At 42.3% G+C, this 20,005-nt stretch carries 22 protein-coding genes; 17 read left to right on the plus strand and 5 right to left on the minus strand.

What is annotated here, in order from left to right; genetic code table 11:
* The first annotated feature begins 9 nt into the window (after positions 1-9).
* The 9 genes from ACLD71_RS15665 (at position 10) to ACLD71_RS15705 (ending at position 4,931) form a co-directional block, all read left to right on the plus strand.
* On the plus strand, positions 10-141 hold the full coding sequence (locus ACLD71_RS15665; RefSeq protein WP_137672903.1) for a TIGR02808 family protein: 132 nt from the start codon (positions 10-12) through the stop codon (positions 139-141).
* A gap of 79 nt (positions 142-220) precedes the next feature.
* Positions 221-808 (plus strand): molybdenum cofactor guanylyltransferase, encoded by a 588-nt coding sequence (locus tag ACLD71_RS15670; RefSeq protein ID WP_411991278.1) that lies wholly within the window; start codon positions 221-223, stop codon positions 806-808.
* The gene (moaB, locus tag ACLD71_RS15675; RefSeq protein ID WP_411991279.1) at positions 805-1,323 is read left to right on the plus strand and encodes a molybdenum cofactor biosynthesis protein B; all 519 of its coding nucleotides are present in this window, start codon (positions 805-807) and stop codon (positions 1,321-1,323) included. Before ACLD71_RS15670 ends, moaB begins: the two co-directional genes overlap by 4 nt.
* Positions 1,323-1,802 carry a cyclic pyranopterin monophosphate synthase MoaC gene (gene moaC / locus ACLD71_RS15680; RefSeq protein ID WP_137672900.1) on the plus strand — a complete coding sequence of 160 codons (480 nt, stop codon included), beginning with the start codon at positions 1,323-1,325 and terminating at the stop codon, positions 1,800-1,802. Before moaB ends, moaC begins: the two co-directional genes overlap by 1 nt.
* 9 nt (positions 1,803-1,811) lie before the next feature.
* The gene (gene moaD, locus ACLD71_RS15685) at positions 1,812-2,060 is read left to right on the plus strand and encodes a molybdopterin converting factor subunit 1 (protein ID WP_411991280.1); all 249 of its coding nucleotides are present in this window, start codon (positions 1,812-1,814) and stop codon (positions 2,058-2,060) included.
* Positions 2,061-2,501 (plus strand): molybdopterin synthase catalytic subunit MoaE, encoded by a 441-nt coding sequence (gene moaE, locus ACLD71_RS15690; protein ID WP_137672898.1) that lies wholly within the window; start codon positions 2,061-2,063, stop codon positions 2,499-2,501.
* A 38-nt stretch (positions 2,502-2,539) separates the two neighbouring features.
* The gene (gene modA, locus ACLD71_RS15695) at positions 2,540-3,211 is read left to right on the plus strand and encodes a molybdate ABC transporter substrate-binding protein (protein WP_411991281.1); all 672 of its coding nucleotides are present in this window, start codon (positions 2,540-2,542) and stop codon (positions 3,209-3,211) included.
* A 3-nt stretch (positions 3,212-3,214) separates the two neighbouring features.
* Entirely contained in the window at positions 3,215-3,907 is a 693-nt protein-coding gene (gene modB, locus ACLD71_RS15700) for a molybdate ABC transporter permease subunit (RefSeq protein ID WP_411991282.1), read from the plus strand.
* Positions 3,894-4,931, plus strand: a complete 1,038-nt coding sequence (locus ACLD71_RS15705; protein WP_411991283.1) for an ATP-binding cassette domain-containing protein — start codon at positions 3,894-3,896, stop codon at positions 4,929-4,931. The genes modB and ACLD71_RS15705 overlap by 14 nt, the downstream gene beginning before the upstream one ends.
* Positions 4,932-4,942: 11 nt before the next feature.
* Here ACLD71_RS15705 and moeA read toward each other — a convergent pair whose 3' ends face one another.
* Entirely contained in the window at positions 4,943-6,175 is a 1,233-nt protein-coding gene (gene moeA, locus ACLD71_RS15710; protein ID WP_411991284.1) for a molybdopterin molybdotransferase MoeA, read from the minus strand.
* Positions 6,176-6,534: 359 nt separating this feature from the next.
* Between moeA and ACLD71_RS15715 the strand changes: the two genes are divergently transcribed.
* On the plus strand, positions 6,535-7,134 hold the full coding sequence (locus ACLD71_RS15715) for a GNAT family N-acetyltransferase (RefSeq protein WP_137672893.1): 600 nt from the start codon (positions 6,535-6,537) through the stop codon (positions 7,132-7,134).
* 1 nt (position 7,135) lies between these two features.
* Positions 7,136-7,417, plus strand: a complete 282-nt coding sequence (locus ACLD71_RS15720) for an acylphosphatase (protein WP_411991285.1) — start codon at positions 7,136-7,138, stop codon at positions 7,415-7,417.
* Between the two features lie 26 nt (positions 7,418-7,443).
* Here ACLD71_RS15720 and metG read toward each other — a convergent pair whose 3' ends face one another.
* Positions 7,444-9,501, minus strand: a complete 2,058-nt coding sequence (gene metG / locus ACLD71_RS15725; protein ID WP_411991286.1) for a methionine--tRNA ligase — start codon at positions 9,499-9,501, stop codon at positions 7,444-7,446.
* A gap of 202 nt (positions 9,502-9,703) precedes the next feature.
* Here metG and udk point away from each other — a divergent pair, with 202 nt between their 5' ends.
* The 3 genes from udk (at position 9,704) to ACLD71_RS15740 (ending at position 12,869) form a co-directional block, all read left to right on the plus strand.
* The gene (udk, locus tag ACLD71_RS15730) at positions 9,704-10,348 is read left to right on the plus strand and encodes a uridine kinase (protein ID WP_137672890.1); all 645 of its coding nucleotides are present in this window, start codon (positions 9,704-9,706) and stop codon (positions 10,346-10,348) included.
* 132 nt (positions 10,349-10,480) lie between these two features.
* The gene (locus ACLD71_RS15735; protein WP_411991287.1) at positions 10,481-12,352 is read left to right on the plus strand and encodes an AsmA family protein; all 1,872 of its coding nucleotides are present in this window, start codon (positions 10,481-10,483) and stop codon (positions 12,350-12,352) included.
* Between the two features lie 43 nt (positions 12,353-12,395).
* Positions 12,396-12,869 (plus strand): low molecular weight protein-tyrosine-phosphatase, encoded by a 474-nt coding sequence (locus tag ACLD71_RS15740; protein ID WP_137672888.1) that lies wholly within the window; start codon positions 12,396-12,398, stop codon positions 12,867-12,869.
* Positions 12,870-12,909: 40 nt separating this feature from the next.
* On the opposite strand, the gene ACLD71_RS15745 is transcribed toward ACLD71_RS15740, so the two are convergent.
* Positions 12,910-14,138 (minus strand): IS3 family transposase gene (locus tag ACLD71_RS15745; protein WP_411991288.1). Its coding sequence is split into 2 segments (ribosomal slippage): positions 12,910-13,787 and positions 13,787-14,138, totalling 1,230 coding nucleotides; the frame shifts between segments, so codons are not numbered across the junction.
* 93 nt (positions 14,139-14,231) lie between these two features.
* Positions 14,232-17,168, minus strand: a complete 2,937-nt coding sequence (gene rne, locus ACLD71_RS15750; protein WP_411991289.1) for a ribonuclease E — start codon at positions 17,166-17,168, stop codon at positions 14,232-14,234.
* 414 nt (positions 17,169-17,582) lie between these two features.
* Here rne and rluC point away from each other — a divergent pair, with 414 nt between their 5' ends.
* Positions 17,583-18,533, plus strand: coding sequence for a 23S rRNA pseudouridine(955/2504/2580) synthase RluC (gene rluC / locus ACLD71_RS15755; RefSeq protein WP_411991290.1), 951 nt, complete (start codon positions 17,583-17,585; stop codon positions 18,531-18,533).
* Between the two features lie 38 nt (positions 18,534-18,571).
* Here rluC and ACLD71_RS15760 read toward each other — a convergent pair whose 3' ends face one another.
* Positions 18,572-19,156, minus strand: a complete 585-nt coding sequence (locus tag ACLD71_RS15760; protein ID WP_411991291.1) for a Maf family protein — start codon at positions 19,154-19,156, stop codon at positions 18,572-18,574.
* Between the two features lie 129 nt (positions 19,157-19,285).
* On the opposite strand from ACLD71_RS15760, the gene yceD reads away from it, so the two are divergent.
* Positions 19,286-19,816, plus strand: a complete 531-nt coding sequence (gene yceD / locus ACLD71_RS15765) for a 23S rRNA accumulation protein YceD (protein ID WP_137673298.1) — start codon at positions 19,286-19,288, stop codon at positions 19,814-19,816.
* A gap of 12 nt (positions 19,817-19,828) precedes the next feature.
* Positions 19,829-20,002, plus strand: a complete 174-nt coding sequence (gene rpmF, locus ACLD71_RS15770) for a 50S ribosomal protein L32 (protein WP_016403344.1) — start codon at positions 19,829-19,831, stop codon at positions 20,000-20,002.
* The last annotated feature ends 3 nt before the right edge of the window (positions 20,003-20,005 follow it).

Genomic DNA, 20,005 nt, shown 5'->3' on the forward strand with positions numbered 1-20,005 from the left:
GGAAGACACATGAGTACTTTAGAATCAGTTTTTTGGCATGTGTTAGGTTATGCTGCCATGCCTACCATTTTTGTTATGGGCTTTGTTGGAGTTGCGGTTGTTTCGCTAGCGATTCTATCCAAATGGGATAAAGACCAATAACTTAGTCTGTATTAAGACTTTTCATCACAACACTTAGTAGGCATTATTAGGCCTACTAAGTCGTTTCTATACGAAGATAATGCAAAGTAAATCACCAGAAGCTATCCAAGGCGTAATATTGGCCGGCGGCCAGTCTCGCAGAATGGGTACTGATAAGGCGCTACTTGATTGGCAAGGTAAAACATTGCTGGCAGCTAAAGTTGCTCAGTTAAGTACAGTATTACAAAGTAGTGTATTTGTGAGTGGCAGTTATAGCGGATTTGAATGCATTGCAGATGAAGCAAAATCGCTCGGGCCGTTAGCGGGCATAAAAAGCACCGTAAAAACGTTGGAGTGTGAGGCATGTGTGTTCATTCCTGTGGATATGCCTTTGTTAAGCGATGGCGTTATTGAACATTTGCTCTCTTTGTATGAGACAAATAGACAAAGCTATTATTGCAGCTCAAGCGTATTCCCGTTAGTTCTTGAAGTAAATCAAGCTACGATTCAATGCATTGATGAGGTACTTGCTAGGCCTGAGGCAAAGCAACGCTCGATTAAAGCCCTTTTAACACTTATTAATGCCCAAGCCGTTCAATTTTCTGAGGCGTTTACTAACACTTTGGTTAACACTAACACGCCTGAGCAATGGCAAATGATTAAACATATTAGCGGAGAACAACCATGAGCCATTTGGCTAATGATACTCAAACCTTTTTAAATATTGCAGTGCTAACGGTATCCGATACTCGCAATGAAGAAACCGATACCTCGGGCCGTTATTTAGCTGAAGCATTAACAGATGCTGGACATAATCTAGCTGATAAAAAGATAGTCATCGATGATATTTATCAAATACGAGCAGTGTTAAGTAACTGGATTGCTGATCCAAACATTGACTGCGTTATTTCTACCGGTGGTACTGGTTTTACTGCTCGTGACAATACACCTGAAGCCGTTCATGTACTATTTGATAAAGACATTGAAGGTTTTGGTGAGTTGTTTCGTCATATCTCTTACACCGAGATCGGTACCTCAACGGTGCAGAGTCGCGCATTAGGTGGTTTCGCAAATAAAACCGTTATTTTCTGCGTACCTGGCTCTACCAATGCTTGTAAAACTGCTTGGCAAAAAATACTGCTAGAGCAACTAAATAGTACTCATAAGCCGTGTAACTTTGTTCCTCACATAGGTCAAAAGTAATGAGCAAATTTACCCATATTAATGCTTCTGGTGAAGCCATTATGGTAGATGTTTCCGATAAAACTGAAACTAGCCGAATTGCTAAAGCTCAGGCACGAGTTAATATTAATCAGCAAACAGTCGCTAGCTTGGTTAATGGTGAGCAACACAAAGGTGACGTATTTGCTTGTGCACGTATTGCCGGGATACAAGCCGCTAAAAAAACCTCAGAGCTGATACCTTTATGCCACCCTTTAATGCTAAGCAAAGTGACTATAGAGTTGGATCTGGATGAAAGCGCAGGTGTGATTACGGTGATAAGTACCGCCAAGGTGAAAGGGCAAACAGGTGTTGAGATGGAAGCGTTAACAGCGGCCAGCGTTGCAGCCTTAACGATTTACGACATGTGTAAAGCGATTCAAAAAGACATTGTTATTACCGATCTCAAGCTACTAGAAAAACACGGTGGTAAGTCTGGCTCTTTTAGTGCTGAGGCATAAGGAGAAAATATGCAGGTAAAAGTGTTATTTTTTGCTCGATTAAAAGAGCAGTTAGGCTGCTCTAGCGTTAGCCTCGAGCTAGCAGAAGGCAGTAATACGACTCAATTGAAAGCCGAGCTAGTAAGCAAAGGGCAGCAATGGACGATTTTAGAGGAGTCCTCGGTATTGATGGCTATTAATCAACAGCACATTAGCGATGTTAAAAGCTTAGCCAACGGTGATGAAGTGGCATTTTTCCCACCGGTTACGGGCGGTTAAATGATACGGGTTCAAACTGACGACTTTAATGTGGGTGATGAGTACCAAGCGCTACGTAATCGCGCTAGCGCTGGGGCAATTGTATTTTTCGTTGGCTTAGTTCGAGACATGAATTTAGGCGAACAAGTTAAAGGTTTACATTTAGAGCATTACCCCGGAATGACGGAGTCTCAGTTAGAAGCCATTGTTGAGCAAGCCAAGCAACGTTGGCCTATTCAAGATGCTAGTGTGGTTCATCGCGTTGGTGATTTAGATGTGAGTGACCAAATTGTGTTTGTTGGGGTTAACAGTGCTCACCGAGAAGCATCATTTGAAGCTTGCCATTTCATTATGGATTACCTTAAAACTCAAGCCACCTTTTGGAAAAAAGAGCGCACGAATAATAACGACACATGGTTAGATGCTCGAGAATCTGATTTAGAAGCAAAAAGTAAATGGTAAAACTGCTAGTTTCTTTTTTTCTATTATTGAGCTGCACTGTGAAAGCTGAACCGGTAACGATAGCGGTTGCTGCTAATTTTAAGACTACTGCAGAAGCGTTAGCGAAAGATTATCAGCTCACTAATACTCAGTTTACGTATCGTATTTCTAGTGCATCAACAGGTATTTTATACAATCAAATTAAACACGGTGCTCCTTTTGATTTATTCTTTTCTGCCGACGATCTTCGACCACAACAGTTGGTTAATGAGCAGCACGCAATAAAACAGAAACCCTATGCAGTGGGACAGTTGGTTTTTTGGGCGCCACAGTTCACTGACCAAAATGGTGAGTTCGTTAAAGGTGAAGCCCTTTGGAACAAATGGTCGGAACCGTTTGCTTACGCCAACCCTGAATTAGCACCTTACGGTGCCGCGGCTCAGCAATTGGTTAGTGAGAAAAATGCTTCACCAAAAATTATACTGGCTAACAATGTATCTCAAGTGTATCAATTTATTGTTACTGGTAATGTTAAAGCCGGTTTTGTTGCTCGTTCAATTAAGACCGATTTAGACGGGTCTTTCTGGATAGTACCTAAAAATAGGCATCCAGCGGTAACCCAAAATATAGCCCTACTAACAATCACATCGCAAGCTGTTGATTTTTACCATTACTTGTCTAGTTCCGCCGCACACTCTATCATCAAAGCAAATGGATATTTGTTACCTTAATCAATGACCGACGCTGAAATACAAGCCATTGTTTTATCGATAAAGCTCGCTTCTCTGAGCTGCTTTATCTTGTTGCTAGTTGGCACTCCGCTAGCATGGTGGTTGGCTCGAAGCGAACGCAAGATTAAACATGTGATAGAAGCCATTGTGGCGTTACCTATTGTTCTACCACCTACCGTATTGGGTTTTTATTTGTTGATTAGCTTTGCGCCGAACAGTGTTATGGGCCAGTGGTGGCTAACGCTTACTGGTAGTCAGTTAGCTTTTAGTTTCTCTGGGTTGGTATTCGCCTCTTGTTTATATTCTTTGCCCTTTGTCGTTCAACCCATTCAAAGTGCTTTTAAACAAATTGAACCAGGTGTGCTCGACGCGGCCAAGGTATTACGAATGCCTAGGTGGAAACAACTATTAGCCGTTGAGCTACCGTTAGCCAAAAATGGCTTTATCGTTGCGATGGTCTTGGGTTTTGCACATACCTTGGGAGAGTTTGGTGTGGTACTTATGATTGGAGGCAGTATTCCTGGTGAAACACAAGTAATAGCGATTGCTTTGTTTGACCATGTAGAAAGCCTTAATTTTGCCGCAGCGCATCGCTTAGCTTTAGTATTGTTAGGCTTTTCATTTGTCGCGTTGTTATTAACTTATACTTTCTCTGCTTCAAAGAAGCGAGTAGGGAGCATAGGTGTTAAGTTTTAATCTTGAGTACCTACGTGATAACTTTTCATTAAAAATAGAACCAACTCAGCTACCTTTATTATGTGGAGTGTTTGGTCCATCAGGGGTGGGGAAAACAACCTTGCTTAGAGTTTTGGCCGGTCTTGAGCCTCCTCGAAACGGAGACATTTTTTTCGCGTCACAAACTTGGTTTAATCGAAACACTAATCTTAGTTCACATCAACGTCCCTTAGCGTTTGTCACTCAGGGCAGTTATCTTTTCCACCACCTCAGTGTTAAACAAAACATCCAGTTATCAAGTCGCATCAACGCTGCTGATTTAGATTATTTGCTTAAGTTATTTGATTTGGAGCCTTTATTAGATAAAAAGGCTGATCAACTTTCTGGTGGGCAAGCTCAAAGAGTGGCTCTAGTTAGAGCTCTGGCAACAAAGCCTAAACTATTACTGCTAGACGAACCACTTTCGGCGATAGATAGAGGCAGCGCTACGAAACTACTAAAAGGCTTAAAAGCTTGGCTGATAAAACACAATATCGCTAGCTTGATGGTGTCTCATAATCCTGAGGATTTAATCTTTTTTAGTGATAAAGTCTTGCTTGTCGAACCCAATAAAACCTGTGAATTGGGAGACAGCTTACAACTTATCAACCGCTTCAATGATCAACATAAGCAAACCTTGGTGCTAAAAGTTGCTCTTGCTGAACGAAAGGCCGATCTTGGCTGGCGTTGGTTCAAATTTGGCGAACAATATCTATTAGCAGAAAGCGCTAATGATTTATCAGAAGATACTCACTTGGTGGGTTTTAAGCCGAGCAATATTGTTATCGCTAAGTCTTTTGTAGAAAACTGTAGTGCGCAAAACCAATGGTTAGCAAAGGTATTGGCAATAACAGTTACTGAACTGAGTTGCTTAATTGAAGTTGAATTGGAAGGCTTAACCTTCTCAGTACCCATATCGCCAAGCGCTCAACAAGCCTTATCTTTACAAGTGAATCAATCCGTTTACTTGTTACATAAGGCTGTTAAGTTACATAACCAATTCTAGTTGCGACGAGGCTATAGAATAGGCTCTGCAAACATTTCTATATTGACTATTTCGCCTGCGTTTACTTTACCTCTATCTTGCTCTAGCACCACAAAACAGTTGGCTTGGGTTAAGCTGGTAAAGATGGCACTACCTTGGGCGCCAGTTGACGTTACTTGCAGCTCGCCTTTATCATTGATGCTGGCAAAGCCTCTCTGGTAATCGGTGCGCCCTGGTGACTTTCTAAAGTCTTGTAATGAAATAGCCTGTAGGCTTAAAGGCTCTTGGTACTGCCAATCAGTCGCTTTGGCAATAACTAACATCGCAAGCTTATAAAAAGTTACGTAAGCCGACACTGGGTTACCGGGTAAGCCAATAAAGTAAGAATCTGACAAGTTACCAAAAGCAAATGGTTTACCGGGCTTAATCGCTAACTTCCAAAAGCCAATGTCGCCGATCTCATCCAGCACTAACTTGGTGTAATCTGCTTCACCAACCGACACACCGCCACTACAGATAACGATGTCTGCTTGCTGGTCTGCACTAATAAACGCTTCGGCGACTCGTTGTTTGTCATCTGCAATTACCCCAAAATCGATGATATCAACGGGTAACTTTTCGAGAAGGGCACGAATAGCGAATCGGTTGCTATCGTATATTTGGCCGTGTTGAAGTGGATTACCTGGTTGAACGAGCTCGTCACCACTCGATAGCAAAGCTACCTTCAGTTTGCTTTGTACTTTAACTTGATCAATGCCGAGTGTGGCTAACAGCCCAATATGGCTGCTGTTTAGGCGAGTTTGGGCGGTGATAACCACTTGGCCATGTTTTACATCTTCCCCCATCAGTCGAACATTTTTGCCTTTGTTAATGGCTTGTTCGAATATGATTGAATTGCCTTCTACCCGTGTATTCTCTTGCATTTCAACTGCATCACAACCCGGAGGGAGAGGAGCACCAGTCATAATCCGCACGCAATGATCAGCTTCTAAAGCGAGATTTCGGGTATCCCCCGCAAACACTTTATGACTTAAAGGAAGCGTTTTATTGCTCGGCAGTTGATCTGCTGCGATGGCGTAACCATCCATAGCACTATTGTCGAATGGAGGGATGTTTAAAGGTGATTTGATTTCAACAGCTAACACTCGTCCTAAAGCATTTTCTAGTGTTACATCCTCGAGTGTCGTTTTTAGTGAAACAGCGTCTACAAGCTTTCTTTTAGCTTGTTCTATCGGCATAAGCCCCGGTTGACTGCAGCAATCCATCGAGTTTCCTAATTGGTTTCGGCTCGCCAAATAATCGAGCGAAGCACTGTGTAAATTTTCTCAAATTATCGCATTTCTAAGGTGTTTATTCAGTGATTAACGTAAATAATTATCACAGAGCCATTAACCATAGATTGGAACATTCACCGATGAGTTTTGTCAGCACAATCTCAGTTTCTAGGACTTGATTTGGAAAACTATGGTTCTTTCTGGTTTTTATACTGGCAAGAGGCAGAATGGCTTAGCGAATAAGAGACTTATTTTAACTAAAGGCGCTTTTAACTTTGGCTTATCATGTGTAACATGTTGTTCACAACTGGTCACCTGTCACAGTTTAGACGTTTATCAAGGGAGTTGATATGTCATCGGAAACGGCAACCAATATGGTCGTGCGTGCAATTTCTAGTATAGAGTTATATCAGTTCTGTGAGCTGCTAATGGAAGCAGCAAGCTGGTTTGAATCTCGCGGCGAACCACTTTGGAAGTTTCATCAAATTACCCCTCACTCTTTGCTAGCTAATCACCGCTTAGATGAAATGTATATGGGCTACATAGCCGGCAAACCGGTTGCAGCGATGATTCTAAACAATCGCAGTGGCGCTATAGATGTGGCACCTGAGGTGAGACGAGAAAGTTTGTTCATGCATAAACTTACCGTGAATAGGGACTATGCTGGGAAAGGTTTAGCAAAATTGATGGTGGACTGGGCGCGCTGCTACGCGCTTAAGCAAGGTTTTACTTTACTCAGTTTAATTTGTAATTGTCGCGATGAACGTCTGCGGTGGACCTTAAGCCAGTTTGGCTTTGAAGAAGTCGAGCTACTGAATGCTCAATATCAGTTACAACGTTATTTTTGTTTAGATTTAGATCACTGTAATGTACCACTAGAGAGTGTTCCTGTTGACGCGCTAGGGTTTGATTTTGCCATTATGAGTGAAGCAAAACCATTGATGGGTTGATATGGAGCTTAAACGCGTAACAGCACTGGCCAAGGGTAAAGTGCAAGGTGTTGGATATCGATACCATGTAATGCTTAAGGCGAATGAATTAAAAGTATGTGGCTATGCAAAAAATTTGTCTAATGGTGATGTTGAAGTGGTCGCGGAAGGCAGTGAGGTAGCCTTATTACAGTTATTGGAGCATTTGCTAATCGCGTCGCCTTATTCAAAGGTTGAACGTGTTATTAGCCAAGAGATAACAGTAATAGACAAACTCAGTTATAACGATTTTTCTAGCTATTAAAAAGGCGCCAATTGGCGCCTTTAAATTTACATTACTCGCATTCCTGGCTGGGCGCCATCATCGGGGGTTAACACCCAAATATCTTTTCCACCAGGTCCAGCGGCTAACACCATACCTTGAGATTCACCAAAACGCATTTTTCTTGGCGCTAGGTTTGCCACCATAACGGTTAACTTGCCTTCCAGCTCTTCTGGCGCATAAGCAGACTTAATACCTGCAAATACTTGGCGAGTTTCAGTGCCAATATCTAGCTCTAAACGCAGTAGCTTTTCTGCTTTTTCTACGTGCTCGGCTTTAACGATACGAGCTATTCGCAAATCAATTTTTGCAAACTCATCGAAGCTGATTGTGTCGGCAATAGGTTCAATCGCAGTTTCACTCGTCGTGTTTTTAGCTTTTTTCTGTTCCTGGTCCTTGGTTGGTACAGCAGCAACTAAATTATCTTTAGAGGCATCAACCATGGCTTCTACTTTAGCCATATCAATGCGTTGCATTAAGGCTTTGAAGCTTTGAATTTCATGGCCTACAAGGGTGTTACCGATATCAGCCCATTTAAGTTCTACATTTAAGAACTGTTCAACCTTTGCTGTTAATTCTGGTAGTACTGGTTTTAAGTAAGTGATCAGTACCCGGAACAAATGAATCCCCATTGAACATACCTGGTGAGCACGTTCAAGAGTGTCTTCATTTTTTGCAAGCTGCCAAGGTGCTTCTTCTGCAATATATTGGTTGGCTTTGTCGGCTAAGGCCATAATCTCGCGCATAGCTTTACCAAACTCACGTCCTTCGTATAAGGCTGCGATGTTTTGTTCTGCTGCTACAAACTCATCAAGTAAAGCTTGGTTGCTTACATGCGTAGATAAGGTGGCGTTAAAGCGCTTGCTAATAAAGCCGGCGGTGCGGCTGGCAATGTTAATAACCTTGCCTACTAAATCAGAGTTAACTCGTTGTGCGAAGTCTTCTAGATTTAAATCTAAGTCATCGATACGATTATTAAGCTTAGCTGCGTAGTAGTAACGCAGGTATTCTGGGTTTAAATGATCTAAATAGGTTCGCGCTTTAATAAAGGTACCGCGAGATTTAGACATTTTTGCACCATTAACGGTGACATAACCGTGGGCATAAACGCTAGTAGGTTTGCGGTAACCAGCACCTTCTAACATGGCGGGCCAAAATAAGCTGTGGAAGTAAATAATATCTTTGCCGATGAAGTGGTAAACCTCGGCGTCTGAATCTTTGTTCCAATAGCTATCAAAATCCAAATCGTCACGTTTATCACATAGATTTTTAAAGCTGCCCATGTAACCGATAGGTGCATCTAACCAAACGTAAAAGTATTTGTCTTCAGTACCCGGAATCTTGAACCCAAAGTAGGGCGCATCACGGCTAATATCCCACTGCTGTAGACCTTGTTCAAACCACTCATTAAGTTTGTTAGACATCTCTTCTTGGAGTGAGCCAGAGACGGTCCAATCTTTTAGCATGTTTTGAAATTCTGGTAAGTCAAAGAAGTAATGCTCTGAATCTTTAAGAACAGGTTCTGCGCCAGAAATAACTGATTTAGGCGATACTAAGTCTGTTGGGCTATAAGTAGCACCACAATTATCACAGTTGTCGCCGTTTTGATCTTCGCTACCACATTTAGGGCAAGTGCCTTTTACAAAACGGTCAGGCAAAAACATGTTTTTCTCAGGATCGAATAACTGAGAAATGGTACGTGTTTTAATATGACCAGCTTGGTTCAACTTGTTGTAAATCTCTTCCGATAGTGTTTGGTTTTCGAGGCTATGAGTTGAGTGATAGTTATCAAATTCTATATGGAATTCTTTAAAGTCAGCGGTGTGCTCAAGCTGAACTTGATTGATCATTTCTTCCGGCGTGATCCCCATTTGCTGAGCTTTTAGCATGATAGGCGTACCGTGTGCATCGTCGGCACAAACATAGGTACAAGTATTGCCGCGAAGTTTTTGGAAACGAACCCAAATATCGGTTTGAATATATTCCAGTAAGTGGCCTAAGTGAATAGGACCATTGGCATAAGGTAAGGCACTGGTTACCAGGATTTTGCGTTGTTCGTTTGTCATGTGATCTACTGTAAGCTCAGTCAATTAACAGGTGATTCAAGGCTGCCAATATTACCCTAAGCGGCAGTTGATGCCTAGTAGCGTAGCGCTTATGGAACAACTATTACGAATTTGCGATTAATTATCTTGCTTCAAGCTATTCCCGTAATGACTAATACTTTGTTAGCACCTATAATTGCGGCAAAAGTACCAGGTTAATTCTATGAAAAATCAAGATCATAATATTGTCGTTATTGGCATTTCTGGGGCATCGGCCTCTGGCAAAAGCCTTTTCTCTCAAACTATCGTAAACGACATTCGTAATGAGTTAGGCGATGATTGTATTGCTGTGATTAACGAAGACAGCTATTACAACGATCAGAGCCACATTACACCTGAAGAACGTAAGCTAACCAACTATGATCATCCCAAATCTATGGACCACGCATTACTGGTTAATCACTTAAAACAGCTCAAACAAGGGCAGGCGATTCAGCAGCCACAATACAGTTATAAAGTGAATAACCGAATGGACGAAACCAAAACTGTTGAACCTACAAAAATCGTGGTTTTAGAAGGGATTCTATTGTTTACAGACCCTGCTATCAGAGAGCAGCTAGACATTAGTATTTTTGTAGATACACCTTTAGATATTTGTTTAGCTCGACGTATTCAGCGCGATGTTAAAGAGCGCGGTCGAACTCTAGACTCAGTGTTGTCTCAATACAACACCACTGTTCGCCCAATGTTTTTGCAGTTTGTCGAGCCGTCTAAGCAGTACGCCGATGTGATTGTGCCAAGAGGTGGAAAAAACCGGATTGCTATTGATATTATTAACGCAAAAATTCGCCATTTATTGGCATCTTAGCTAACAACAACTCACTAGAATTAAACCAATTAAAATGAAAGCTGGCTAAAAGCGAGGCAAAGCTAGCAGATCTCGATTATCATTTATAGATAAATTGCATATTATTCAACAGCTTTGTTAATAGGGAAAATTATGAAAAAGTTGCTATATGGTGTGGTCATTGTAGTTGCAGCACTGGTTGTAGCCGTAGTTATTGCAGTTTCATTGGTAAATACCGACGATATAAAACAACTATTAGTTGATAAAACGAAACAGGCGACTGGCCGTGAGTTAGTGATCGAAGGTGATTTGGGCTGGCGCTTTTTCCCCAGTATTGGTTTTGAACTAGGTAAAGTGCGTTTATTGGACCACCCAGACTTTGGGGAAGGTGATACATTCAGTATCGAAGGTGCAGAGATGTCTGTTGCCTTAATGCCGTTATTCAGTAAAAGCGTTGAGGTAGGTGACATTTCTCTGCAGGGATTACGTTTACGTCATCAAACTAATGCCGGCGGCAGTACCAATTTAGATGATTTAACCCAGTCTGACACTAGCGCTGACAAATCTGAACCAGAGCCAAGTAATGAGTCTGGTTCGGGGGCTTCTGCGCCAAGCGATTGGAACATAAGCTTGTCTGGTATAAACGTGGTTGATGCCAACGTTGAGCTTATAGATTTAAAACAAAACAAAACGCTGAAACTTGGACCGGTTAACTTTTCTTTAGAAGGTCTAGAGTTAGGTGCAGACAACAAATTCGCACTTTCTTTAATGTTTACTGATGGAGAGATGAGTGTTGAGCAACAAGCAGAAGGCTTACTGTTTATTGCCAATGACTTTAGTGAAGTCGCTCTAAAGGGGGTAAACAACGGTTTATCTTTGCAAGGTGCCGCTATACCCAATGGTGCGATGAATATACAAACCGGCTTTGATTTAGCTTATGTAGTTAACGCAAAAACAGCTGCATCAAGCAATTTGGTTGTTGATATAGATGGTAAAACAAAAATTAATGGTAGCAGTAGCGTTGTATTAAACGAGATACCCTTAGTTAAGTTTGACTTCACTATCCCGCTTTTAGATACCGCCCACTTTATTGGCTCAAGCAACATTGATACAGCCAAAGAAGAGAGCGAATCAACTACACCAAGTAACAGTGAGTCTGAGCAAGAGCCAGATCTTAGCGCGCTTAAAACGGTTAATCTAGATGGTGTATTAAGAATCACTAAATTACAGCACGAAAAATTACACATTGAGAATATCAAACAGCATGTGAGCATTAATAAAGGTATTTTGCGTCTTAAAGAGTTAAGTGCTGATTTGTACGGTGGTAAATTGTTGAGTAACGCGGTTGTAAATGCTCAAAAATCGATAGCAAGTTATTCAATGACAGCTACGCTAAGTGGCGTACAAGCAAGACCCTTATTAACCGATGCCGCAGGTTTTGAATACATCGCTGGCGGACTAAATGTCGATTTGGATCTTAAAGGTGTCGGTTTAACTCCTACAGCGATTAAGCAAAAAATATCTGGTCCAGTCAATGCTACGTTCACCGATGGCGCTGTTTATGGTGTGAATATTCCGCAAATGATCCGTAGTGCTAAAGCTTCAATAAAGGGCGGAGATAAACAACAAGCTAAGGAAGAGCAGAAAACAGATTTCAGTGAACTGGTAATTGATGCCCAATTAGGTAAATCAGTAGCTACGGTTAAGAAAATGCAAATGTCTTCGCCGCTGTTGAGAATAGATGGCAACGGTAATACTCACTTAATCAAAGAAAGCCTAGATTTTAGCTTCATTACCAAAGTTGTCGCGAGCTTAGAAGGGCAAGGTTCTAAAAATGATTTGGCTGGTCTAGATATACCGATTAATGTTAAAGGTTCTTGGTCAGAGCCTAAAATTAACCTTGATATGAAAAAGTTGTTTGAAGGACAGGCAAAAGAAGCCGTGAACAAAGAACTTAAAAAAGCACTGGGCGATAATGAAGACAGCAAGCAATTGCTCGACAGTCTAGGTGGCTTTTTCAACTAAGCAAAACAGGGCACATAACGTGCCCTTTTTTATAGGATTGATTGTGGAAAAAATTGCGGGTGTAAAATCTATATTGGTTGTTTGCATGGGAAACATCTGTCGTTCAACCACAGCAGAAGCGGTATTACGGGAAAAACTAAAGCAAAGTAAGTTAAAGATTAAAGTTGACTCAGCAGGTACTACTGGATATCACAAGGGGGATAAACCAGATCCCAGAGCGATTAGAATAGCCGAAGAGAAAGGCTATAAGTTCAAAGGTATTCGTTCACGTAAGGTTGCTGATAAAGATTTTGTTAAGTGTGATTTAATATTGGCGTCAGATAAAAAAAACCTAGCCTACTTAGAAAAGCATTGCCCTGCAGAGCATGCTCATAAACTGGCGCTTTTTCTCCCTGTTGGTGGTGTAGAAAGAGAAGAAATACCCGATCCTTACTATGGCAGTGTACAAGGGTTCAAACAGGTTCTTGAAATGATAGAGCAGGCCAGTGACACTATAATTGAGCGCTTAAAAGTTTAGCAAAAAAAATGTGACCCGTCCTAAAATAGGTTGACAGCTTTTAGGCCAGCTCCAGTAGCTGGCCTTTTCTATTATGCACCTGATTGGGCGTTTCCATATTTAAACTCAGGTGCGGTCTCATCGTGTTGTATATCGCTATCGATTCTTTTACCAGTCTCTTTAGTTCTTTCAGTGTCTTACATCGGTACAGTAAAAACTCTTGCTTCAGTATACCGTTTATCCTTTCCGCCAATGCGTTTTGGTAGCAATCATAGCCGTCTGTCATCGATGGTCGAATTTGGTTTATCAATAGTTCATCTTGATAAACAGCCGAGCAGTATTGTGAGCCTCGGTCTGAGTGGTGTACCGCGTTAGCGATATAGCGCTTATCTTTAACCGCCATCTTTAGCGCTTTCACTACGCTGTCAGCTTTCATGTCCTTACTCAAGTGATGACCGACTATTTTACGAGAACCCGCATCGGTGACCAGCGACAGATAATGCACACCTTGGTCTGATTCAAGGTAGGTAATATCACTAACTAGCACATGCTCTGCATCATGCAGTCCTTCCTCTTTCAGCAGATTCGGATGTTTCTTCATCCAGTGCTTACTGAACGTCGTTTTGGTGACGCTTCTTTTGGGTTTAACCAGCAAGCCCTCTCGTCTCAAATAAGCAAAGAACTCATCTCGGCCAAGTTTAATGTTGTGCTCAAGCAGTGTCGGTTTTAACAACGCGTAGAGCTTGCGCCCACCCAATCGCGGCATATATTTACGCCAGTACGCTACCCAGTCTTTGATGACCGATAACGTCGCTCTACGGTTTTCCATTCGGGCGACCGCCTGATAAATAGATTGCCGTGAAATACCTGCCGCGCGACAGGCAGCAGCGAGGTTTATTTCGCTGTCGGTTTTCGCTTGCCAGACGTACCGGATAAGTACTTTTTTCTGAGGCCCGCTCCGTATTCATTGTCCATGATATCGACCATACCATTGAGGATTTGGTTACGGAGCTTCTCTTCGGCTAACTCACGCTCAAGGCGCTTAATGGTTTCTGCTGGCGTTTCTTTTGAATTAGGCATAAGGGGATGCTGAAAAGGTTTTGACCAATCAAGCCTACCATGTTTTCTGAGCCAAACCAGTACGGTTGAACGCCCCTGAATGCCAAATCGGGCTTGTGCTTGTTTGTACGCCATTTCGCCTTTTTCGATGCGCGCTACGACACCTAATTTAAAGGCCAAGGTGTAATCGCGTTGTGTGCGCTTACGGCTAGAGTTAATGGGTCTTGTCATAAAGAAGTCCTCTTTATGACAACCTATTTCCGGACGGGACGTTGAATATAAAAAAGGCCAGCATTAAGCTGGCCTTTTTAGTGTCTTATTTTCCTATTCGCCTGAAGGGCTCATAGGGCTTTGTGCCGAAGTGCTAGAGCTACTATTTTGTGCTCTGCGTGTGCCCACTGTAACAGGCTTACGCACGTATGGTTTTTTCACTTCATCAGTGCTTATTGCTGGAGCACTTACTGGTGCTGGCTTAGCCATTACCGCAGACGCATTACCTTTGCCTTCAACCTTGCTTGGTTTAAGCTTACCGCGATTACTACGCTTAGGTTTTACTTCAGCTTTAACTGCTTCAACCGGTACTTCGGTTTTAACTGCTTCTACCGGTGCTTCAGCTTTCACTGCTTCTACCGGAGCTTCGGTTTTAAATGTTTCTACTGGTGCTTCGGTTTTAAATGTTTCTACTGGTGCTTCGGTTTTAACTGTTTCTACCGGTGCTTCGGTTTTAACTGTTTCTACCGGTGCTTCGGTTTTAACTGTTTCTACCGGTGCTTCGGTTTTAACTGTTTCTACCGGAGCTTCGGTTTTAACTGCTTCTACCGGTGCTTCAGCTTTCACTGTTTCAACAGTTGCTTCGGTTTTAACTGCTTCAACAGGAGCTTCGGCTTTAACTGCTTCAACAGGCGCTTCGGCTTTAACCGCTTCTACAGGTGTTTGCGTCGAATCTGTAGATGGGTAACGAGAATCTACCGCATCTTCATTGGTCTGGGGGCTAGTTTCAGCTTTAGGCAAATCATTAAAACGTTTGCGTCCGGCGCTGCTTGAAGAACGACGACGACGCTTTGGCTTAGGTGCATCGTTGTTCTCAGTTGCGGCTACAGGTGCCTCAGGTGCAACTGTTTTTGGCTCGACTTTTTCAGGTACTGCTTGTTCTACTAATACTGGCTCTTGCACCTTAGGTTGCTCAGCAGTCTTCTCCGCATTAACACGAACTTTCTTACGTAAGTTTCGACGTTCTCTGCGTTCTTTAATTTGCTGTTCTTTAGGTGCTTGCTCTTTTTGAGCTGGCTTATTTTCTTTTACCGTCTCGGTCTTTTCAACCTTATCGCGCGCAGGCTTATTGCGCTGGTCCTTACGACGACGGGTTTTAGCGCCTTCGCTTCGTTCACCGCGCTCGTTACGTTCGTTGCGATCTTTACGTTCAGGGCGCTCTTGTCGCTCCGAATTTTTGCTATTACGCTTGTCGTTGCGTTGGTTGTTACGACGATTGTTGCGCTTGTCACGGTTATTATTGTTTTTGTTTCGAGTGTTCTGCTTAGGAGCAGGCTTTTCCTCGGTAGCAAACATGGCACTAAAGAAAGCAACAATGCGTGCTAATAAAGAAGGAGAGGCTGCTGCGGCAGTTTTAACTGGTTTATTAGATTTCGCAGGAGCTGCAGGAGCCGCCGGGGCACTAAAACCTTGCAATACTGGTTGCTCAGCTTCGATTTTCTCTTTTGCTACTTGATTCGGCTGATAAACAGGAGATGGGTTTTCAGTGGTTAGCTGATAACTTGTCTCTTGTGTTTCTTCGCCGCTACGAACACGTGTAACATCGTAGTGAGGTGTTTCCATATGTTGATTAGGAATAATCACCAAACGTACGTTATGACGTTTTTCTAGTTTGTTAATTGCTACTCGTTTTTCGTTAAGCAAGTATGCAGCAACAGGAACCGGTACTTGAGCATGAACTTCCGAGGTGTTTTCTTTAAGTGCTTCTTCTTCGAACAAACGTAAGATAGAAAGTGCTAAAGATTCGTTATCGCGAATTGTCCCTTGACCATCACAACGTGGACAAATATGAGTGCTTGACTCACCTAAAGAAGGGCGTAAACGTTGGCGGGACATTTCTAATAATCCGAAACGAGAAATACGACCCACTTGAACACGCGCTCTGTCTTGACGAACGGCTTCACGGAAACGATTTTCTACTTCTCGTTGGTTTTTAACTGGCGTCATATCGATGAAATCGATAACAACCAAACCGCCCAAGTCACGTAAACGCAACTGGCGTGCAATTTCATCTGAAGCTTCTAAGTTAGTTTGTAGTGCTGTTTCTTCAATATCGCCGCCTTTGGTTGCTCGGGCGGAGTTGATATCGATAGACGTTAGCGCTTCTGTTGGATCAATAACAATTGACCCGCCAGATGGTAAACGTACTTCACGTTGGAAGGCAGATTCAATTTGCGATTCAATCTGATAGTGATTGAACATTGGCACTTCACCTTCGTAACGCTTCACGCGGCTTACAAAGTCAGGGCGTACCAACTCGATGTGTTTTTTAGCTTGGTCGAATATAGTTTTGTTGTCTATCAAGATCTCACCAACATCACGACGTAAGTAATCGCGAATAGCACGTACAATAACGTTGCTCTCTTGGTGTATTAGAAAAGGAGCTTGCTTAGAATCAGAAGCGTCAGTAATAGCACCCCAGTGATTAAGCAATACTTTTAGATCCCACTGTAATTCTTCAGCTGATTTACCAACGCCTGCTGTACGAACAATAAGACCCATACCATTTGGTAATTCTAGGCCGTTCATTGCTTCTTTTAATTGGGTGCGCTCGTCACCTTCGATACGACGAGAAATACCGCCTGCACGAGGGTTGTTTGGCATCAATACTAAGTAGCTTCCAGCTAAACTGATAAAGGTAGTTAAAGCCGCGCCTTTGTTGCCTCGTTCTTCTTTGTCGATCTGAACGATAACTTCTTGGCCTTCTTTTACTACTTCTTTAATGCTTGGGCGTCCTTGATAGACGTAGCCTTCTGGGAAGTATTCACGTGCGATTTCTTTCATCGGAAGGAAACCGTGACGCTCTGCGCCGTAGTCTACAAATGCAGCTTCTAAACTTGGTTCTACGCGGGTGATTTTACCTTTGTAAATGTTAGCTTTTTTCTGTTCGTGACCAGGACTTTCTATGTCTAGATCGTATAGCCTTTGGCCATCGACCAATGCAACGCGCATCTCTTCAAGCTGCATCGCATTTATTAACATTCTTTTCATTTATGTTGCCTTGGGGTTTGTTTGATTTAAACAACCTCATGGACAGCAATTAACCTGCCTTAAATGGCCAGACCCTGTGTTTGATGTCAGAGTGTTCAGGTAACCTCTCGGTTAGCTACTCTAGTCCTTAGGGCGCATTTTGGCGCTTCTATAAATAATGAGTCCCGCAAGCTGAGCTTGCCGAACTTAACAATATATTCTATATAGCTTTGATTTAAGGCAAATAATTGTGATTGCCTATCAGGTTGCTATGAAAATTCTTACTATCAAGAGCGTCAAAATATACAAAATAGTACGCTCTAAAGTTGGTGCCAAATAAGGAAAACCTTTAAAAACGGGCACTTTAAGCCTTACAAATATAGCAAAGCTATATTTTTCCATCAAATTATTTATGAGCATGTTACAATTTTTGCTATGAATACCGAAAATAAAGCAGTTCAGATGGTCACGGTTAGTGACGACGAGGCTGGACAAAGAATAGATAACTTCCTATTAAAACGGCTGAAAGGGGTACCTAAAAGTCGTATTTATCGCATTTTACGCAAAGGGGAGGTTAGGGTTAACAAAAAGAGGGTTAAACCCGAATACAAAGTAGTGGGTAGTGACATTGTGCGCATCCCACCGATTCGTGTTGCCGAAGAAACGGGCTTGCCTTCTAATAAACTGAATCAGGTGGTGCAGTTAGAGCAACACATAGTATATGAAGATGATTGTTTGTTGGTTATTAACAAACCCTCGGGCATGGCCGTTCATGGCGGAAGTGGTCTCAGTTTTGGGGTTATCGAAGCATTACGCTCACTACGCCAAGATTGTCGTTACTTAGAATTAGTGCATCGGATTGACCGAGATACCTCGGGTTTGTTGGTGGTGGCTAAAAAACGCAGCGCGTTACGTGAAATGCATAGGCAACTTAGAGAGAAAGTGGTGCAGAAAGATTACCTCACCTTAGTTCACGGGCAATGGCCTAAATCTACGAAAACGGTAGATGCGCCTTTACGTAAAAACGCAGTGGCGTCTGGTGAACGAATAGTGATCGTTGATCACCAAGAAGGTAAAGCTTCACTAACACGTTACCGAATAGAACGTCGCTTTGCTCATATGACTCTAATGAAAGCTAGCCCCGTAACCGGCCGAACCCACCAAATCCGGGTTCACAGCCAATATGAAGGGCATAGCATAGCTGGTGATGATAAATACACGAGCAGAGAGCTGCTCAGTGAGGCAGCATCTCAAGGTTTAAATCGTTTGTTCTTACATGCATGGCAAATACGCTTTACTCATCCTGCTACAGAAAAAGAGATGCACTTAACCGCACCTTTAGAGTCAAGCTTAAAAAGCTATTTAGATAAGCTAACGCCTTTATAGCAGTTAACAGATTAAGGAGGAATTTCCTCCTCAATCTGTTAATCAAGCAGTTTTACGCCTTGTTGTTCTAATAACTCACATAACTGTATTAGCGGCAGTCCGACTAAACTATTTGGGTCATCACCTCTTAAATGTTTAAACAGAACAATGCCAGAACCTTCGCTTTTAAAGCTTCCTGCGCAATGATAAGGTTGCTCAGCTTTTAGGTAGCGCTCTATGAGTTCCGGACTAAGGTCTCGAAAACCTACGTCAAAAGTATCCACTAAACTAGTCATCTGCTGGGTAGTACTGTTATATAGCGCTAAGCCCGTATAAAAGGTGATAACTTGGCCGCTGGCTTGGCTTAGTTGATTTACCGCACTTTGGTGGTTGCCAGGCTTACCTACAATATTACCGTTAATACAACATACTTGATCGGAGCCTATAATTAGGTGCTCTGGGAAGGTTTGTTTTCCGGCGAGTGCTTTATGCTCTGCTAAACGCAATACTAATTGCATAGCCGTTTCATTTGGTTGAGGTGTTTCGTCTATATCTGGATTGAAAGTGTTAAACTCAGAAATAATTTTTTGTAGCAGTTGTTTTCTAAAAGGTGAGCTTGAAGCCAAAACTAGGCGATTTTTCATCGTTTTTTAACCAAAATGAGCAGTCTGGTGATTTTAAACGCAAACTATAGTGATAGCGACGCTTAAAGGCATGAAAAAAGCAGAAATTGTTTTGACTATCACTGAGTGTAACTATAATATGCGCGCCTTATGCAAAAAGTGAAATTACCAGTAGAGATTGACCCGTTTAAGACGGCCAAGCGAAAGTTAGATTATCAAGGTTCACTTGAAATCAAACGATTGCCTCGTCTTAGCGATGCAACCTTGAAAGTGAATAGTGATGTAGACGTCTGGTTACGCTTTGGAACTGACCCGCAAGGGTTGGTTGTCGTTCAAGGCAAAGCGTTAACTGAGGTGGAGTTGGAATGCCAACGTTGTGGTGAAGCTTTTAGCTATGCTATTGACGTTGAGTTTACCTACTCGCCAGTCTGCGATGAATCGCAAGTGGAAGAGTTACCTGAAGATTACGAACCACTGCAATTAGATGAAGACAACTACTTTTTAGTCGCTGATTTAATTGAAGACGAGCTGTTACTGGCGTTACCAATTATACCTAAGCATTCTTTAGAAGACTGTTTAGTAAAGCAAGACGAACAAGTATTTGGAAAAATCGACATTGTAGAGGAAGAATCTAAACCGAATCCGTTTGCAGTGTTACAAAGTTTAAAAAAGAAAGACTAGGAGACTGGGTCAATGGCTGTTCAGAAAAGTAAAGTTACACGTTCAAGACGTGGCATGCGTCGTTCACATGACGCAATTGAAAACAATGTTGCATTAACAACTGACGCAACTTCAGGCGAGCTTCACCGCCGTCACCATGTTACTGCTGACGGTTACTACCGCGGTAACAAGGTAATTAACAAGTAAATT

Source organism: Agarivorans sp. DSG3-1 (genome assembly GCF_046774965.1).
Classification (GTDB): domain Bacteria; phylum Pseudomonadota; class Gammaproteobacteria; order Enterobacterales; family Celerinatantimonadaceae; genus Agarivorans.

Bases quoted from the DNA above. Each gene is read 5' to 3' on its own strand.
- ACLD71_RS15665 (WP_137672903.1), top strand. From the start codon at position 10: ATGAGTACTTTAGAATCAGTTTTTTGGCATGTGTTAGGTTATGCTGCC.
- ACLD71_RS15670 (WP_411991278.1), top strand. From the start codon at position 221: ATGCAAAGTAAATCACCAGAAGCTATCCAAGGCGTAATATTGGCCGGC.
- moaB (WP_411991279.1), top strand. From the start codon at position 805: ATGAGCCATTTGGCTAATGATACTCAAACCTTTTTAAATATTGCAGTG.
- moaC (WP_137672900.1), top strand. From the start codon at position 1,323: ATGAGCAAATTTACCCATATTAATGCTTCTGGTGAAGCCATTATGGTA.
- moaD (WP_411991280.1), top strand. From the start codon at position 1,812: ATGCAGGTAAAAGTGTTATTTTTTGCTCGATTAAAAGAGCAGTTAGGC.
- moaE (WP_137672898.1), top strand. From the start codon at position 2,061: ATGATACGGGTTCAAACTGACGACTTTAATGTGGGTGATGAGTACCAA.
- modB (WP_411991282.1), top strand. From the start codon at position 3,215: ATGACCGACGCTGAAATACAAGCCATTGTTTTATCGATAAAGCTCGCT.
- moeA (WP_411991284.1), bottom strand. From the start codon at position 6,175: ATGGATTGCTGCAGTCAACCGGGGCTTATGCCGATAGAACAAGCTAAA.
- ACLD71_RS15715 (WP_137672893.1), top strand. From the start codon at position 6,535: ATGTCATCGGAAACGGCAACCAATATGGTCGTGCGTGCAATTTCTAGT.
- ACLD71_RS15720 (WP_411991285.1), top strand. From the start codon at position 7,136: ATGGAGCTTAAACGCGTAACAGCACTGGCCAAGGGTAAAGTGCAAGGT.
- metG (WP_411991286.1), bottom strand. From the start codon at position 9,501: ATGACAAACGAACAACGCAAAATCCTGGTAACCAGTGCCTTACCTTAT.
- udk (WP_137672890.1), top strand. From the start codon at position 9,704: ATGAAAAATCAAGATCATAATATTGTCGTTATTGGCATTTCTGGGGCA.
- ACLD71_RS15735 (WP_411991287.1), top strand. From the start codon at position 10,481: ATGAAAAAGTTGCTATATGGTGTGGTCATTGTAGTTGCAGCACTGGTT.
- rne (WP_411991289.1), bottom strand. From the start codon at position 17,168: ATGAAAAGAATGTTAATAAATGCGATGCAGCTTGAAGAGATGCGCGTT.
- rluC (WP_411991290.1), top strand. From the start codon at position 17,583: ATGAATACCGAAAATAAAGCAGTTCAGATGGTCACGGTTAGTGACGAC.
- ACLD71_RS15760 (WP_411991291.1), bottom strand. From the start codon at position 19,156: ATGAAAAATCGCCTAGTTTTGGCTTCAAGCTCACCTTTTAGAAAACAA.
- yceD (WP_137673298.1), top strand. From the start codon at position 19,286: ATGCAAAAAGTGAAATTACCAGTAGAGATTGACCCGTTTAAGACGGCC.
- rpmF (WP_016403344.1), top strand. From the start codon at position 19,829: ATGGCTGTTCAGAAAAGTAAAGTTACACGTTCAAGACGTGGCATGCGT.